Annotated in this window: 11 protein-coding genes; 3 read left to right on the plus strand and 8 right to left on the minus strand. The window is 71.1% G+C overall.

The window, feature by feature from the left end:
* Positions 1-110: 110 nt before the first annotated feature.
* The 8 genes from ACF8LI_RS15605 to ACF8LI_RS15640 form a co-directional block, all read right to left on the minus strand.
* The gene (locus ACF8LI_RS15605; RefSeq protein WP_392413263.1) at positions 111-1,436 is read right to left on the minus strand and encodes a Fe-S oxidoreductase; all 1,326 of its coding nucleotides are present in this window, start codon (positions 1,434-1,436) and stop codon (positions 111-113) included.
* 22 nt (positions 1,437-1,458) lie between these two features.
* Complete coding sequence (locus ACF8LI_RS15610; RefSeq protein ID WP_392413264.1) at positions 1,459-2,523, minus strand: homocysteine S-methyltransferase family protein; 1,065 nt, start codon at positions 2,521-2,523, stop codon at positions 1,459-1,461.
* Positions 2,524-2,771: 248 nt separating this feature from the next.
* Positions 2,772-3,467, minus strand: a complete 696-nt coding sequence (locus ACF8LI_RS15615) for a helix-turn-helix domain-containing protein (protein ID WP_202396452.1) — start codon at positions 3,465-3,467, stop codon at positions 2,772-2,774.
* Positions 3,468-3,521: 54 nt separating this feature from the next.
* Positions 3,522-4,607: a hypothetical protein gene (locus tag ACF8LI_RS15620; RefSeq protein ID WP_016452210.1), complete on the minus strand. Its 1,086-nt coding sequence runs from the start codon at positions 4,605-4,607 to the stop codon at positions 3,522-3,524.
* A gap of 59 nt (positions 4,608-4,666) precedes the next feature.
* Complete coding sequence (locus ACF8LI_RS15625; RefSeq protein ID WP_392413267.1) at positions 4,667-5,821, minus strand: NAD(P)/FAD-dependent oxidoreductase; 1,155 nt, start codon at positions 5,819-5,821, stop codon at positions 4,667-4,669.
* Positions 5,822-5,972: 151 nt separating this feature from the next.
* Positions 5,973-7,406: an efflux transporter outer membrane subunit gene (locus ACF8LI_RS15630; RefSeq protein ID WP_392413269.1), complete on the minus strand. Its 1,434-nt coding sequence runs from the start codon at positions 7,404-7,406 to the stop codon at positions 5,973-5,975.
* A complete protein-coding gene (locus ACF8LI_RS15635) occupies positions 7,399-10,605 on the minus strand; it encodes an efflux RND transporter permease subunit (protein ID WP_392413271.1) in 3,207 nt (1,068 codons plus the stop codon). Before ACF8LI_RS15635 ends, ACF8LI_RS15630 begins: the two co-directional genes overlap by 8 nt.
* 13 nt (positions 10,606-10,618) lie before the next feature.
* Entirely contained in the window at positions 10,619-11,833 is a 1,215-nt protein-coding gene (locus tag ACF8LI_RS15640; protein ID WP_016447393.1) for an efflux RND transporter periplasmic adaptor subunit, read from the minus strand.
* Between ACF8LI_RS15640 and ACF8LI_RS15645 the strand changes: the two genes are divergently transcribed.
* The 3 genes from ACF8LI_RS15645 to ACF8LI_RS15655 all read left to right on the plus strand — a co-directional run bounded on the left by ACF8LI_RS15645 (position 11,832) and on the right by ACF8LI_RS15655 (position 17,164).
* A complete protein-coding gene (locus ACF8LI_RS15645; RefSeq protein ID WP_156179775.1) occupies positions 11,832-12,017 on the plus strand; it encodes a hypothetical protein in 186 nt (61 codons plus the stop codon). The genes ACF8LI_RS15640 and ACF8LI_RS15645 overlap by 2 nt on opposite strands.
* A 223-nt stretch (positions 12,018-12,240) precedes the next feature.
* Entirely contained in the window at positions 12,241-15,402 is a 3,162-nt protein-coding gene (locus ACF8LI_RS15650) for a hypothetical protein (protein WP_392413273.1), read from the plus strand.
* 31 nt (positions 15,403-15,433) lie between these two features.
* On the plus strand, positions 15,434-17,164 hold the full coding sequence (locus tag ACF8LI_RS15655; RefSeq protein WP_392413275.1) for an SWIM zinc finger family protein: 1,731 nt from the start codon (positions 15,434-15,436) through the stop codon (positions 17,162-17,164).
* Positions 17,165-17,465: the final 301 nt, after the last annotated feature.

Consider the following 17,465-nt stretch of genomic DNA (forward strand, 5'->3'; position numbering starts at 1 on the left):
CGGCCAAAGACGTCAACCGCGCAGGTGGCGGGCAACAGGCGGCATTATGAAAGCAGGGGCCGGCGATGACCACGCCACCGTCAGGCCCGGTCAGTTTCGCAAGGCCGGCCTCAGCGGCTGCGCTCGGTGCGCGACACGTCCCAGAGCCGGTTCATCTCGCTGCAAAAGGGCTGGGCACAGGGCGCGCGGCCCTCGTACTGGCAGCCTTCGGTGGTACAGAAATGCGACTGGTGCTCGAAGGCCCGGCGCTCGCGCGGCAGGGCGCCCGAAGCCTGGGCCGCCGCCATGTGCAGCCAGGGATCGTTGCGCTGCTGCAGCATCTGCTGCACCTCCTGCGCGAACGCGGGCGACAGCGACGCCACCGAGGCCAGCCCGGCCGGCGATGCCATGGCGCCACCGGGCTGGCGCAGCGGCTGCAGCTCCAGCAGCAGCAGGGCGCTGGTGCGCAGCGCATCGGCGCCACGCGGCTGCACCACCACGGCCACCGGCCCCGAGGCCAGGGACTGCAGCGAGGCATCCAGCGGCAGGCGCAGGCCCGGCTCCGTGGCCTGGGCGCCCGCCAAGGGCAGCGCAGCGCCCGCAGGCAGGGCCGCCGCCGCCGTGAAAGGGGCCGCACCCGGCGCGGAAGCCGATGCGGCCGCCAGCGCCATGGCCGCGCCCTGCGCCTGGGCCCAGGCCTGGGGCACCTGCAGGCTCAGCGTGAAGCCGCGCTCGCCCTGCGGCGTCAGCAACGTGCCCTGCTGCACCCACCAGCTTTGCAGGGCGGGCAGGGTCTGTGTGGCCCCCCCGGCAGCGCCACCTGCAATGCCCCCTGCTGGGCGCGCCCCGGCCTGCGGCGCCAGCCCGGATCCGGCCAGCAGCGCATCCATCACCTTGCCCTTGGCAGCCGCCACGGCCAGCGTCACTGCGGCAGCGGTGGGCGGCATGGAGGCCGCAGGCGTTGTCGATGCAGACGGGATGGGCGGTCCGGCCTGGGCCGATGGAGCGCTCCGGGGATCCTGCCCGCCAGGCGCCGTCGTGCCTGCCGCCAGCGCCTGGAGCAATGCCGCCGAGCCCGGCTGGGCCGCCAGCAATTGCAGGGCCTGGCCCTGCTGGGTGCCCACCTGGGCCAGCAGGGCCTGCAGCAGCCGGCCCAGCGCCTCGGACACGCCGCTGGCCGGCCACTGCGGCGCAGGCGCGCCGGGGCTGGCCTGCACCTGGCGCGCCAGCTGGGCCACCAATTGCTCGAAGGCCTGCAGGCGCAGGCTTTGCAGCATCTCGGGCGACCAGCGCACGGCCGTGGCCGCTGGCGGCGTGACGGGAACGGAGGGTGAGGCGGATGACGCGGGTGAAGCCGGCGCCACCGGCGCACCAGCGGCCGGGCCGGGCACAGGCGCCGCCACTGTCTGCGGCAGCCCTGCGGCTGGGGACGGGACGGGCGGCAGCGGCGAACTCATGTCAGAGGCTCCGCCCGCGCGATCAGGCCGATTCCGGGTAGAACAGGCGGCGCGTGGGCGTGCTGCCCACGGCCTTGGCGATGGCGCCGATGTGGTCCGGCGTGGTGCCGCAGCAGCCGCCCACGATGTTGACCAGGCCTTCGGCCGCGAACTCATGCACCAGGCGGCTGGTGACTTCGGGCGTTTCGTCAAAGCCCGTGTCGCTCATGGGATTGGGCAGGCCGGCGTTGGGGTAGCAGCTGATGAAGGTCTCGGGCGCGGCCTTGTTCAGTTCCTGGACGTAGGGGCGCATCAGCGCCGCGCCCAGCGCGCAGTTCAGGCCGATGGACAGCGGGTTGGCATGGCGCACGCTGTGCCAGAAGGCCGTCACCGTCTGGCCGGACAGGATGCGGCCCGAGGCATCGGTCACCGTGCCGCTGATCATGATGGGCAGGCATTCGCCGCTTTGCTCGAAGGCCTCGTCCACCGCGAACAGTGCGGCCTTGGCGTTGAGCGTGTCGAAGATGGTCTCGACCAGGATGACGTCGGCGCCGCCCTCGATCAGCGCCAGCGTCTGCTCCAGGTAGGCCTGGCGCAGCTGCTCGAAATTCACGTTGCGCGCGCCCGGATCGTTCACGTCGGGGCTGATGCTGGCCGTCTTGGGCGTGGGGCCCAGGGCACCGGCCACGTAGCGCGGATGGCCGGGCGTGCTGTACTTGTCGCAGGCCGCGCGGGCCAGCCGGGCGCTCTCGAGATTCATCTCGCGCGCCAGATCGGCCATGTGGTAGTCGTCCTGCGCAATGGTGGTCGCGCCGAAGGTATTGGTCTCGATCAGGTCGGCGCCGGCGGCCAGGTACTTGTCGTGGATGTCGCGGATCACGTCGGGGCGGGTGAGCGACAGCAGCTCGTTGTTGCCCTTGACGTCATGCGGGAAGTCCTTGAAGCGGTCGCCCACGCTGCCGGGGCCCGTGTAGCCCTGGCCCCGGTACTGGGCTTCGCCCAGCTTGAAGCGCTGGATCATGGTGCCCATGGCGCCGTCAAGAATGACGAGGCGCTTGGCAAGGATGGCGGGAAGCTCTTTGGCGCGGGTGTACTGGGGCAGGCTCATGGGCAGCGATTGTAGGAATTCCGGGGCGGCCGTGCCGGGCACGAGGATTCCCCCAGAAAAACGGCCTGCGCCCCAAACAAGAGGCGCGACCTATGAAACTAGCGCACCCCCACGCCAGAGACACCGAGGAAGGGCCTATGCCGGCCGCGCCGCCCCGCACCGAGGGTGTCGTCCCCCTCCCGCGTAGCGAGAGAGGGCGCCGTGCACACGGGGGAAGCGGCGCAGCCGCTCAGGGGGTGCTAACCATTTCAGGTGCAGACAGAGACGACTTGAGCCGGCTGGCGGCTCAGGCTCACATACACATGGCCCACGCCGCTGTCGAAATATGCGGCCTCGTGGCGGCCCAGTTCCACCGATTCGCCGTTCTCGAACAGGATGCGCACCCGGCCCGAGAGCACCATCACGAACTCCTGGCCCGCATGGCGGATGGTCTCCGAGAATTCGCCGGCCTCGCGCGCATTGATCACGGCCACCAGGGGCTGCATCTTCTTGCCCGGGAAGGCGCCGCATAGCACGCTGTAGAGGTACTGGTCGGTCTCGTAGCGCTGCACGTCCTCGAAACGGTCCTTGACCACGGTGGGCGTGTCGCCGGCCGCCTGCTGGGCGTCCCCGACCATGAACAGCCGTGTCATGTCGATGTCCAGCGCATTGCCCAGCATGAGCACCTTCTCGTAGCTCAGCGCGATCTGGCCGCGCTCGGCCTTGGAGATGGTGGACACGGCCAGGCCGCTGCTTTCGGCCACCTGCTGCAGCGTCAGGCCGCGCTCCTTGCGGGCCTTGCGCAGCTTGGCCCCCACTTCGTGCTTGCCTGCGGGCAGGGCGGCGGCCGTGCGGGCGCCCGGCAGCACGGCGGCAAGGACCTGGTCTGCCGTGGGAAGCGGGCTGGAACGAGGGCTGGGGCCGGGACCAGGGGCGGGACTGGTGCGAGGACGGGGGCTGGGCATGAAGCGGGCGATCGGGGCTGGCGACCGCCCGATTCTAGGGTCAGGCCCGCCCCCTCAGGTGCCGCGCAGATCGGCCTGGGGCGCCGGCCTGCGGCCCATGCGCAGCCAGCCTGCCAGCGCGCAGGCCATGAGCGCGAAGCCGATGTAGCCATAGACCGGGTACACCATGCCCACCAGCGTGATGAAACCCGCGAAGCTGCCGCCCAGTGCCACCACGCCCGCCACGCCCGTGCCCCAGCGAAAACGCGGCGTGCCGGCCGGCAGGATGCGGGCCACGAAGGCATAGAGCATGCCCACGGCGGTGTTGAGGATCATGCCGAAGATGACCAGCGACATCAGGTGCCCCAGCCAGGGCGAGATCTGCGTGGCCAGCGCCAGCATGGGCATGGACAGGCCGCCCAGCGTGTCCATGCGCCAGACCATGGCGGCCGCGATCAGCAGCATCAGCAGGCCCAGCAGCAGCCCGCCGGCCACGCCGCCCCACAGCGCCACGCGGCGCGAGCTGGCCTGGCCGCCCATGATCACCAGGAAGGGCATGCCCGCCACCACGTTGTAGGAGACATAGAGCAGCGCGGCCACCAGCCAGTGCCCCGCACCCCGGGGCTGGGCGGCGGTGGCGGCCTCCAGCGCGGCCGGCTCGCCCTGGGGCGTCACCAGCACGTAGCCTGCGACCACCACGGTCATGAACACCAGCAGCGGCGTGACCGCGCCGATGAAGGCGATCACCCGGCCCACGTCCAGGCAGACGATGAGCACCGTGGCCACGGTGGCCAGCACGCTGCCCCAGACCTCGGGCAGGCCCAGCCACTGGTGCAGCAGCGAGCCTGCGCCCGCCAGCATGACCACCGTGATGGCGAAGAGGAAGAAGGTGATCAGCACATCGAACACCATGCCCACATGCCGGCCCAGCAGGGCCTGCACCACCTCCTTGTGCGAGCCGGCCTGCAGGCGCTGGCCCATGGTGGAGAACGCCATGGACAGAAAGACGAAGGCCAGGGCCGCCACCAGGCAGCCCGCCAGGCCGATGGCGCCAAAGCCCGCAAAGAACTGCAGTATCTCCTGCCCCGAGGCGAAGCCCGCCCCGACGATGACGCCGACGAAGGCGCCGGCAATCCTGCTCACTTCCTTGAATGCACCCATGCCTGTCTCCTTGGATTGTTGTGTGTTGCGGGGGCTGAAAAAGCGAAAAGGCAGGCGTCTCAGGCCGCGAAGCGCTCCGGGCTCAGCCGCCGGGCATCGACGCCCTGGGCCAGCAGCTCGGCGGGCAGCGGCTCGCGCATCAGCAGCGCGGCAGCGGCGGCCGAGGCGCCGGCGGCCGTCTGTATGCCGTAGCCACCCTGCCCTGCCAGCCAGAAGAATCCTTCACGGTGCGCGTCCCAGCCGATCACGAAGTCGTCATCGGGCGCAAAGCTGCGCAGCCCGGCCCAGACATGGCGCGGCCGGCGTATGCGCAGGCGGGTCAGTGTCTCGATGCGGTCTATGCCCATGGCCACGTCCAGTTCCTCGGCCACCACGTCATGCGGCGGCACGGGATCGGCATTGGCGGGCGAGCCCAGCAGCTGGCCGGCATCGGGCTTGAAGTAGAAGCTCTCGTCCACGCCGATCACGGCAGGCCAGCCGTGGATGTCCTCGCCCTCGGGTGCGGCAAAGGTGAAGGCCGAGCGGCGCCGGGGCTCGATGCCCAGCGGCCGCGCGCCGCACAGCCGGGCCACGGCATCGGCCCAGGCGCCTGCGGCATTGACCACGGCGCGGGCACGGACCTGCGACCCGTCCTGCAGCACCAGGGTCCACAGGCCCTGGCCACCACCATCCACCTCGCGCTCGGCGCCGGAAAGTTCGGCGCCGCAGCGCAGCCGCGCACCGGCACGCGCCATGCCGCGCAGAAAGCCCTGGTGCAGTTCGGCCACGTCGATGTCCATGGCGTCCAGGTCATGCACGGCACCCACCAGCTGGCTCTCGTCCAGGCAGGGCACCAGGGTGCAGGCCTGGCGCGCGTCGATGCGCTCGGCGCGCAGGCCGTCGCGGCGGTACATGGCCAGGGCCTCGTCCAGCTGGGGCTCCTGGCCGGCCGTGCCTATGTAGAGCACGCTGCGCGGCTGCAGCAGCGCGTGCTCGCAAAAACCTTCGGGCGGCGCGCTGTAGAAGGCGCGGCTGGCGCGTGTCAGCGCGCGTATCTGCGCGGTGCCGTAGCTTTCCATGAACATGGCGGCCGAGCGGCCCGTGGCGTGGTATCCGGGCTGCGGCTCGCGCTCGAGCACCAGCACCGAGGCGCCCGCACCGGCCAGCCGCCAGGCCACGGAGGCGCCGGCCATGCCGGCACCGATCACGGCGAAATCCAGAACCTGGCTTTCCATCATCCATCGCTCCATTTTTTCCAATGAGAAAATTATCTGATAAGAAAAAAATGAGGCAAGCCCTTCTGACTCCTGGTTTTCACCGGGGGTCCGCACAAGCAAAAAAAAGGACGGCACCTGGCCGTCCCTTATTGCAACGCACGCCTTGTGCTCAGGCTGGCGGCAGCTTCCCGTCCCAGCCACCGGCCAGGGCCTGGTACAGCGCCACGGCAGCGCGCAGGCCGCGCGCACGGCTGTCGGCGGCGGCGTCCTGGGCCGCGTAGAGGTCGCGCTGCGCATCCAGCACTTCGTACAGGCCCACGCTGCCCAGGTGGTAGCGGCGCAGCGCCAGCTGTTCTGCGCGCTGGCGCTGCTCGGCGGCCTGGGCCAGGTGGGCATCCTCGGTGCGCGTGCGCTGCAGGCGCACCAGGGCGTTCTCGGCGTCCTCCAGCGCCAGCAGCACGGTCTGCTGGTACTGGGCCAGCGCGGCCTGGGCGCCGGCCTCGCTGGCCGCGATGCGCGCCCGCACGCGGCCCACGTCGAGGAAGGACCAGTCCACGCCCAGGAACACGCTGCTGGTGGCGCTGCCGCCCTCGAACAGCGCGCCGCCGTGCAGCGCCGTGCTGCCCAGCAGCCCGCCCAGCGACAGGCGCGGGAACAGGTCGGCCGTGGCCACCCCGATGCGCGCCGTGGCCGCATGCAGCCGTGCCTCGGCCACGGCCACGTCCGGACGGCGGCGCAGCAGGCCGGCCGGCGTGCCGGGGTCGATGGCCGGCGGCAGCTGCGGCAGGGCGGCAGGCACATCCAGCGCGGCGATCAGCGCCTCGGGCACCTGGCCCGTGAGCACGGCCAGCCGGTGCTGGGCCATGGCGATCTGCGCCTGCAGTGCCGGGATGCGCGAGCGCGTGGCCTCCAGCTGGGCCTGGGCGCGCGCCAGGTCGAACTCGGTGCCGCTGCCGTGTGTGAGGCGCAGCTGCACCAGGCGCAGCGTGTCCTGCTGGTTGGCCGCGTTGGCCTGGGCCAGGGCCAGGCGCTGCTGCCAGCCGCGCAGGTCGGCATAGCTGCCCGCGACCTGGGCCGCGATGGCCACCTGCAGCGCCGCGAGATCGGCCGCGTCGGCGCGCAGGTCGGCACGCCGCGCCTCGATGTTGCGCCGCACGCGGCCGAACACGTCGATCTCCCAGCTGGCCGACAGCCCGGCCGTGTAGCTGCGCTGGCTGCGCGGCCCGTAGAAGGCCTCGCTCTCGCTGCGCTTTTGCTGCGTGGCCTGGCCCGACATCGTGACCGTGGGGAACTGGTCGAAGCGGCTTTCGCTCAGCAGCGCCTGGGCGCCGTCCAGCCGTGCCAGCGCCACCTGCAGGTCCTGGTTGCCGCCCAGCGCCTGCTCCACCAGCCGCGTCAGCTGCGGGTCCTGGAACTGGCGCCAGAAGGCGGCATCGGGCTCGGCCTGCGGGGTGGCCGGTGCAGGCTCGGCCCGCGCGAACTGTGCTCCGGCCTGCGGCGCCGCAGGCGCCTTGAAGTCGGGGCCGACCGCGCAGCCGGCCACAAGCCCGGCAGACGCCAGCGCCAGCGCGTGTCGGCTCAGGGAATTGCGGATTTCAGACATGGTGGGGCTCCAGCGGTGCGGCTTTGTCGGAGGGTGGGGAGGCAGGCGCGGCATGTGCAGGCGCATGCCCCGTCAGCGCCCGGCCCGAGAGCCGGCGCAGCGTGACGTAGAACACCGGCGTGAGGAACAGGCCGAACAGGGTCACGCCCAGCATTCCGGAGAACACCGTCACCCCCGTGGCCGCGCGCACCTCGCTGCCCGCGCCGCCGCCGATGAGCAGGGGCACGGCACCGGCGATGAAGGCGATCGAGGTCATGACGATGGGCCGCAGCCGCAGGCGGCAGGCCTGCAGCGCGGCATCGACGATGCCCACGCCGCGCAGCTCCAGCTCGCGCGCGAACTCCACGATCAGGATGGCGTTCTTGCAGGCCAGCCCCATCAGCACCACCAGCCCCACCTGTACGAAGACGTTGTTGTCGCCGCCGGCCAGCCAGACGCCGAACAGCGCCGCGCAGATGCACACGGGCACGATGAGGATGACGGCCAGCGGCAGCGTCCAGCTCTCGTAGAGCGCGGCCAGCACCAGGAAGACCAGCATCACGGCGATGGCGAAGACCACGGCCGCCGCGTTGCTCTGCTCCACCTGCTGGTAGCTGAGGTCGGTCCAGGCCAGCTCGATGCCGCGCGGCAGCGTGCGCTGCGCGATCTCCTGGAGCTTGGTCAGCACCTCGCCCGAGGACAGCACGCGCGGGTCGGAGTCGCCGATCAGGTCGGCCGCCGGGAAGCCGTTGTAGCGCAGCACCGGGTCGGGCCCGAAGCTGGGCACCACGGTGACCATGGAGCCTATGGGCACCATCTCGCCGCGCGCATTGCGCGTGCGCAGCCGCGCGATGTCCTCCACGGCCTGGCGGTGGTCGGCATCGGCCTGCAGCATCACGCGCCAGACGCGGCCGAAGGCGTTGAAGTCGTTGACGTAGACCGAGCCCAGGTAGGCCTGCAGCGTCTGGAACAGGTCGGTCAGCGCCACACCCTGCGCCTTGGCCTTGGTACGGTCCACCTTGACTTCGAGCTGCGGGATGTTGGACTGATAGCTGCTGACCGGATAGGTCATGCCCGGCGTTTTGGCGATCTCGGCCTGGAAGGCCTGCAGCGCCTGCTGCAGCGCCGCGTAGCCCAGGCCCGCGCGATCCTGCAGGAACAGCGAGTAGCCCGAGCCGTTGCCCAGGCCCTGGATGGGCGGCGGCATCAGCGCGTAGGCGAAGCCGCCCTCGATCTGCGCGAACTTGGCGCCCAGCTCGGCATTGATCTCCTCGGCGCTGCGCGTGCGCTCGCCGAAGGGCTTGAGCATGATGTAGGAGCTGGTCAGGTTGGGCGTGGTCGTGGTCTGCAGCGCATTGAAGCCTGCGAAGGCAGCGACTTTGTCCACGCCCTCCACGCTGTGGGCCAGCTCCACGATCTGGCGCGTCACCTCGGAGGTGCGGCCCAGCGAGGCGCCCTCGGGCAGCTTGGCGCCGCCGAACAGGTACAGCTTGTCCTGCAGCGGGATGAAGCCGCCCGGCACGGCCTGGAACAGCACGGCCGTGCCCGCCAGCAGCGCCGCGTAGACCGCAAACACCAGGCCGCGGCGGCGCAGCGACTGCCCCACGGAGTTCTGGTAGCCGTGCGCGCTGCGGTCGAAGAAGCGGTTGAAGGGGCGGAAGAACCAGCCCAGGCTGCGGTCCAGCCCGCGCGACAGCAGATCGCGCGGCGCGCCGCGCGGCTGCAGCAGCTTGGCCGCCAGTGCAGGCGACAGCGTCAGCGAGTTGATGGCCGAGATCACCGTGGAGATGGCGATCGTCACGGCGAACTGCTTGTAGAACTGGCCCGTCACGCCGCTGAGGAAGGCCATGGGCACGAAGACCGCGCACAGCACCAGGGCGATGGCGATGATGGGGCCCGAGACCTCCTTCATCGCCAGGTGCGCCGCCTCCAGGGGCGTGTGGCCCTCCTCGATGTAGCGCTCCACGTTCTCCACCACGACGATGGCGTCGTCCACCACGATGCCGATGGCCAGCACCAGGCCGAACAAGGTCAGCGTGTTGATGGAGTAGCCCAGCAGGTACAGCCCCGCGAAGGTTCCGACGATGGACACGGGCACGGCCAGCAGCGGAATGATGGAAGCACGCCAGGTCTGCAGGAAGACGATGACCACCAGCACCACGAGGATCACCGCCTCGATCAGCGTGCTCTGCACCGCCTTGATGGAGTCGCGCACGAAGACCGTGGGGTCCCAGACGGTCTCGAAGTTCACGCCTTCGGGCAGATCCCTGGACAGGCGCTCCATGGTGGCGTAGACCTCCCGCGCCACGCCCAGCGCATTGGCGCCCGGCGACAGGAAGATGCCCACGGCCGCCATCTGCCGCGTGTCGCTGAGCGAGCGCATGCTGTAGTCGCTGGCGCCCAGTTCGATGCGCGCCACGTCGGTCAGGCGCACGACCTGGCCGTCGGCACCACCCTTGAGCACGATGGAGCCGAACTCCTCGGCCGTCTTCAGGCGGCCTCGCACATTGATGGACAGCAGCTTGTCCGAGCCCTTGGGGCTGGGCTCGGCGCCCAGCTGGCCGGCCGATACCTGCACGTTCTGCTCGCGGATGGCGGCGATCACCTCGGCAGCGGTGAGCTGTCGTGCGGCCACCTTGCTGGGGTCCAGCCAGACGCGCATCGCATAGTCGCCTGCGCCGTACAGCGCCACCTCGCCGATGCCGGGGATGCGCGCCAGCTCGTCCTTGATCTTGAGCGTGGCATGGTTGCGCAGGTACAGCGCATCATGGTTGCCGTCGCTGGAGGTCAGGCCCGCATACATCAGCGGCGTGGACGAGCGCTTTTGCGTGGTGACGCCGTACTGGCGCACTTCCTCGGGAAGGCGGCTCTGCGCCTGGCTCACGCGGTTTTGCACGCGCACGGCTGCCGTGTCGGGGTCCACGTCGGCGCGGAAGGTCGCCACCACCTGCAGGCTGCCGTCCGAGGCCGCGACCGACTTCAGGTAGATCAGGCCTTCGACGCCATTGATCGCCTCCTCCAGCGGCACGGCCACCGACTCGGCGATCTCCTTGGGATTGGCGCCCGGATAGGTGGCGCGCACCACCACGCTGGGCGGCACGACCTCGGGATACTCGCCCACGGGCAGCTGCGGAATCGCAACCAGGCCCACGGCGAACAGGATGATGGAGAGCACGACCGCGAAGATCGGGCGGTCTATGAAGAATTTGGAGAAATCCATGGTGCGTCCCGGTTCACTGCGCGGCCACGGCCGACGCCTGGGCCACCGCCGCCTGCCCATCGCCGGGCGCAGGCTTGGGGCTGACCGGCATGCCGGGGTAGTAGATGCGCTGCAGGCCGCCGACCACGAGGCGGTCGCCCGCCGCCAGGCCCTTTTGCACCACGCGCCGGCCATCGACCATGCGGCCCAGCTCCAGGTCGCGGCGCTCGGCCTTGTTGCCCTCGCCCACCACATACACGTACTTGCGGTCCTGGTCGGTGAGCACGGCCTTGTCGTCGATCAGCAGCGCCTGCTGCCCGCCGCCGCCCTGCTCGGACTGCCCTGACTGCAACTGCACGCGCGCGAACAGGCCCGGCGTCAGCAGGCGGTCGGGATTGGGCATGCGGGCGCGCATGCGCACCGTGCCCGTGCCGGCGTTGAGCTGGTTGTCGGTGAAATCCAGCGTGCCCTTGTGCGGGAAGCCCTCATCGCTGGCCAGGCCCATGCGCACGGGCCGGCCCTTGCCGCCGTTGGCGGCGTTGGCGGCCTGCTGGTGGCGCAGGAAGCTGTGCTCGTCCGCATCGAAATACACATACACCGGGTCCTGCGAGACCACGGTGGTCAGCACGCTCTGGTCGGCCTGGGCCAGGTTGCCCACGGTGAGCAGGGCGCGGCCCGCGCGGCCGGAGACCGGCGCGCGCACCTCGGTGAAGTCCAGGTTGAGCCGCGCGGCCGCCAGCGCGGCTTCGGCGGCACGCACCTGGGCGGCGCTCTGGGCCATGGCGCCGGCACGCGTGTCGGCTTCCTCGCGCGAGACGGCATGCTCGGCCACCAGCTGGCGGGCACGCTGGTCCTGGGTGCGCGCCAGGGCGGCGCCGGCACGCGTGCGCTCCAGCTCGGCCTCGGCGCTGGCCAGGGCCGCGCGGTAGGGCCGCTGGTCGATCACGAACAGCAGCTGGCCCTTCCTGACCTCCTGCCCCTCGCTGAAGGCAATGCGCTCGATATAGCCCGACACGCGCGGGCGCAGCTGCACGGAGTCCACGGCATCGATGCGGCCGTTGAACTCGTCCCAGACACGCACGCTGGCCGGCACGACCTCGCTCACCAGCACCTCGGGCGCAGGCGGCGGGCCGTCGCTGGCATGGGCATCGCCCACGGCCTGCGGGCGGCAGCCGGCAAGCAGGGCCAGCGCCGCCAGGGCGCCTCCGAACAGGGCACGCCGCAACGGCGGCGGGGGAAGAACTGGCATGGATCGACTCTCCTTGAGGGGGATGGGCAAGGCCCTGCTGCCGGGGGCGGTGCAGGGCCGGAAAAAGGGGGCTGTACCGCAGGCTCTGAAGGCCTTGCCGGCGGCTGCTCACAATGGGTTGCATTCTTCAAGTTCAAGTGAACTTGAAGTCAAGATCCAGCCACAAAGACACCACGAAAATTGAGGACGGTTTGCCAGGGGAATCAATGGCCGGATCGGACAAGCGCAGCGGCCATCGGCACTGCGGCGGGCACGCGGCGGGCGGCGCCCGCAGGGCATCGAGGCACTACACTGCGATGCCATCTGACCCTGCGTTGGCCAGCGGGAAACGACGGCCGCGAACACTTTGCGGCCCCGGTTGTTCCCGCCAGCCAACCCCATATGGAAAAGCACTGGATGCCTGCCGCATGAACCTGCTTGCTCAAGCCGTACTGTCCCGCCCGCAGGGACGCAATGAACGCATCAGCACCGTGACGTTGGTGGCCCTGGACCCGCAGGGGCGCGACGCGGCGGCGCGCCATGTCGTGACCTTGCAGGTCACGCAATGGAAGGCCGGCGTCGTCGCGCAGGTCGATGACAGCACGCTGACCCCGTTGCCGCTGGCACTGGAGCCTGCACGCCAGCGCGCACTGGCCTATCTGCGCCAGCGCCTGGCGGCCGGCGATGTGCTGCAGTCCCAGCAAGGTTTTGCCGAGCTGGATGGCGTGCAAGCCTTGCCCTTGGCTGGCCACGCCCAGGAACCGGCACCGCAGCCGCCACAGCTGCCGGAGTCGCCCGTGCAGGCCGCCGCCATACCGGCCCTGTGCCGGCGCCTGGACGGCAATGCCTGGCGGCTGATGCCCGCAGGCCAGCAGGCGCGCCTGGTGTGGCGCCTGGCGGAATATGCGGATGCCGCGCGCGGCGGCGGCGCCCAGCGCCTGCTGCATGCGCAGGTGCCGCGCCTGGTGGCCCTGCTGGGCACGGGCGACGACCTGCTCGACTACTGCCTGGCCTATCTGGTGGGCCGCCTGGGCGATGGCGGCGCGGCGGTGGCCATGCAGGCGCTGTCGCAGCGCGGCGCCAGCGAGGCCACGCGCGACCTGGCGCACCAGGCCTGGCTGGCGCTGCTCGCGCCGCAGGAGCGCCAGGCGGCGCTGCAGGAGCACCGGGATCAGTGGGAGCAGTGGATACAAGGGGAGCAAGGGGCACAGGGGGAACAAGAGACACGCACCGCCCCGCCGGAGGACGGCCCGCAGGCGCAGCAGGCCGTGTTCAACGCCCTCACGCCCCAGGCGCTGCTGGCGGCCGATACGCTGGGAGCGCACGATGGCGCCGTCCACCGGCAGCTGCTGGCCTGGATGGAGCGCATCCCTTTCACACGCCCCTGGTGGCCTGCCATACGGCGCATCCACAAGCGTGCCGAGTGGCGGCGCGACCACGCCCTGCTGGCCGTGCTGCATGCCCGCTTCGATGGCCCGCGCGACGAGGGTGCCGTCTTCAGCCGCGACACCTCCCTGTACCTGCGCCTGCGCGGCTGGCGCCAGCTGCGGCGCATGGTCTCGGCCGGGCACAGCGAAGGCGCCGCGCAGGCCACGGCCCTGCTCCAGGCCATGGACCGCCGCTGCGCGGGCCAGGCTGCCTCGCGCTCCGGCCGCCTGCCCGAATCGCGCTGGCTGCTTGCCGCCCGGCTGCTGCTGCCGCGCTGGCCGCAGCTGCATGCCTCGGCACGCGCCCATGGCTGGTACACCGACAAGCCGCTGGACCTGCAGCAGCTGCCCGCGCAGCGCGTGGAAGGGCTGTCGCCCCTGTGGGACGCCCACCCCGAGCGGCTGCTGCAGCTGGTGGGCCGCTCGCAGTCCACGCTGCTGCTGTGGTCGCTCACGCGCGCTCTGCAGGACCAGAAGGCCTTTCTGGACAGCCTGGATGCGGCGGCCGCCGCGCCGCTGCTGCACCAAACCTATGCGCCCGCCGCCGCCTTGGGCCTGGAGATTGCCCAGCAGCGCATGGTCGCTCTGACCGACGATGCGGCGCGCCGCCCCTGGCTGCTGGCGCTTGCGCAATGCGGCGAGGGGCCGGCCGCCCGCTACCTGGGCGCCTGGCTGTCGCGCGACCGCGCAGCCGCCGCGCGCGATGCCGAGCTGGTGGCGGCCCTGCTTCTGTCGCCCGCCGCCAGCTCGCGCACGCAGGCACTGGCCCTGCTGCTCTATGCCGATGGCGCCGCCGTGGCCCTGGCCCTGCTGGCGGCGCTGCCCACGCTGGATGCGGACGGCGCTGCGCTGGCCGACATCCGCGATGCGGTGCAGGCCCTCTTCGCGGACAAGGCACCGCTGGTCGCGCACGCGCCCGGCGTTCCGGCCCCGCCGCTGCACCACCTGCTGGCGCATTCGGTGACGGCACTGGTGGAGATGGCGACCGCCTGGCTGCTGGCGCACCCGCAAGGCCTGCGCACCTTGCCTGCGGCGGCGCTGCGCGGGCTGCTGGAATCCGAGGAACCTGCGCGCATGGCCTGCGGCATACGGCTCATGGGCAGCCTGGCCGACGATCTGCTGTGCGAGCAGGCCGACATGCTGGCCGGGTTCGCGGTATCGCCCCATGCCGCCTTGCGCGCAGCGGCCGCGCCCCTGGTCGAGCGCCTGGCCGGCACCCCTCTGTACAACGCGCGCTGCAACGCCCAGATCGCCGAACGCCTGCACGAGGTGCTGTTCCGCGCGGAAAAGGCCGAAGGCGTCCACGACGCGGCGCTGCGCCTGCTCACCGGCCCGCTGGCCGCCGTGGCCCCGGCCCGCGATGCCTCGGGCATCTGGCGCGCCCTGCAGGCCCAGGCCACGGGTGCGCAACGCTACGGCGCCTGGGGCCTGAAGGCGCTGGACATCCAGGCCTACACCCTGCGCCAGTGGTCCACGCTGGCGCGGCATGCCGATGCCGATGTGCGCGCACTGAGCCGCCAGAGCATCGACACGCGCCTCACGCCCATGGAACAGACCCGGCCCGAGCAGGCGGAACAGCTGCTGCCGCTGGCCGACGCCCTGTTCGCCGACACCCAGCAGTACGCACGCGAGATGTTCGGCCAGCGGCTGCCGGCCAATGCGCTCACGCCCGATCTGCTGATAGGCTGGGTGGACCATCCCCAGTCCTGGGTACAGGCCCTGGGCCGCCAGCGGCTCGAGCAGCACATGAGCGCGCCCGAGGCCAGCCTCTACCTCGCGCGCCTGGCCCAGCACCCCGCCACCAGCGTGCAGCTGTTCGTCACGCAATGGCTGCTCGCCCTGCCCGACGAGCCCGCACCGCAGCGCGCGGCGCGCCTGCAGGAGCTGCAGCCCTACTTCCTGGCCGTGCTCAGCCAGGTGCACCGCGCGCGCGCCAGCAAGACGCGCGTGCTGCATTTCCTGCGCGGCCAGGTCGATGCGCCCGAGACCGCGGCCGTGGTCGCGGCCATCTTCGCGCGGCAGGTGGTCAGCGCCAGCCAGGCCGACCAGCCCGACTATGTGGCCGGGCTGCGCGACATCGTGCAGCGCCATCCCCATCTGGCGCAAAGCTTCATGCAGCCCCTGGCGGCGGAGCGGCGCGGCCAGGCCCCGTCTTCCACCTGAGCGCCTGTTCACAGCACGGAGTCGAACGGACATGGAATTTCGCTATCAGTACTACGGCAGCACGCAGGTCAGCGACACGGCCACGCAACAGGCGTTTTCCTTCGCGCCCGACCTGCTGCGGCCTCCCACGCGCTTCGACGGCCTGCTCCGGCGCGACGGCCCGGCCTTCCTGCAGGTGCGCGAAGGCCTCAGCGCGCTGCACAGCGTGGTGGTCAGCGACATGCGTACGCGCGGCCGCGACAAGACGGCCTACCGCGAATGGCTGCAGGAGCATGAGTCCCAGCTGCTGGCCGGCTTCATGGCCGACACCGGCGGCGCCCAGGCGCGCGCCAAGGAAATCAGCGTCGAACTCAAGGACCTGCGCGAGACCCGCAATCAGGTGCTCGCGCCCTTCTACAAGGCGCAGCGCAAATACTTCGACTGGCTGTACCAGGCCAACCGCGATGCCTGGTACGTGCTCGATCCCGTGATCACCGTGCACCCGGACCGGCTGCTGTTCGAGGCCTTCAGCCAGGACGAGTCCAGCTACTGCGCGGTCAGCATCCGGCACGAGGCCTTCGAGCATGCGGGCGAGCGCATCTGCGGCACCACCAACATCGACTACTCGGCCAGCCTCTACGAAGAATTCCAGAAGATCCGCAGCTACCGGGACACGCGGCTGACGCTGGACCCGGCCGGCTTTGCCGTGCAGGTGGGCGCCGATCCGGCACTGCGCGAGGAAAAGATCGACCTGCCCGACAGCTGGCTGCGCGGCTTCGTACAGGTCTCCAGCGCCATGGCCCTGCCCGCCACCGTGGTGGAACTGCACCCCATGGACCTGTTCAACATCTGCGCGCGGCTGCGTGCCCGGCGCGAGCGCCATGGCCCGCGCGCGCTGCGCTTCGAGCTGACGCCGGGGCAGCCGCCCGCCGTGGTGTTCGAGCCCTGGGAGGAACGCCTGGCCACCCGGCGCTCGCACGTCGTCAGCGATGCCTTGGGCGCGGGCGGCGGCACCATCCGCCTGTGGGGGCGCCGGCGCCTGCTCACGCTGGAGCGGCTGATCCCGCAGGCCACGCGCGTGCGCGTGCACCTGCTGGGCAGCGGCATGCCCAGCTTCTGGGTGGTGGAGCTGGGCCAGGTCACGGTCACGCTGGGCCTGTCGGGCTGGAGCGCCAACGACTGGGCCGCCAGCGCGCGCTTTCACCTGATGGCGCCGCAGGCCGAGGTCACGCCCGCCCAGGTCGAGGCCGTGGGCCGGCAACTGCAGTCGTGCTGGCAGGCCGGCGCGCAGGAACTGGCCCAGGCCACGGGCCTGGCCCCGGCCCAGGTGCACACGGCCATGACACGCTGGATGCAGGCCGGGCGCGCGGTCTACGACCTGGACGCCGGGCGCTACGCCTGGCGCGAGCTGCTGCGCGAGCCGCTGACGGCGCAGCAATTGCAGCCCGCCAACCCCGAGGAGGACAAGGCGCTGGCCCTGGTGCGCGGCAAGGCCATTGCCCCGCCGCGCATCGACCGCAAGGACGGCTTCAGCCGCATCACCGGCCAGATACCGCGCGCCGACGGCAAGCGCCTGTTCGACACCCAGCTCGAACTCAACGCGGACGAGCGCCTGACCGATGCGCGCTGCAGCTGCAACCACTACCAGCAGCACCGGCTGCGCCAGGGGCCCTGCGAGCACATGATTGCGCTGCGCCTGGTGGCGCAGGCCCAGCTCGATGCCGCACGCCAGCCGGCAGGCCCGCAGCAGGCGGCCGCAGCAGGACAAGGAGAAATCGCGTGAACCGCCTCAATTGCTCTACACTGCCACGCGGAGCGACGCGCAGGCTCTTGCAACCCGGGTGGTGTTTCGCCACCCTTGTGAACTGCCGTTTCATGCACCACGGGCGCCGTTTTCACTGTGCCACCCCAGCGACGGTATGCGTTTTCCTGAGTGGCTTGCTACAAGCGAAACACGCATACCGTCGCGGGGTGGCGTCGAGCGAACAGCTCCCGTCCCGTGAGCCCTGCGGGCTCTTCGACGAGAAGCGCGTCGCTCCACCTTCTTGCCCGCCTCGCACCGGCCGGGCCCGCCTTGCAGGGGT

The sequence above is a fragment of the Delftia sp. WSY_12 genome (genome assembly GCF_043104645.1).
GTDB lineage: Bacteria > Pseudomonadota > Gammaproteobacteria > Burkholderiales > Burkholderiaceae_C > Comamonas > Comamonas tsuruhatensis.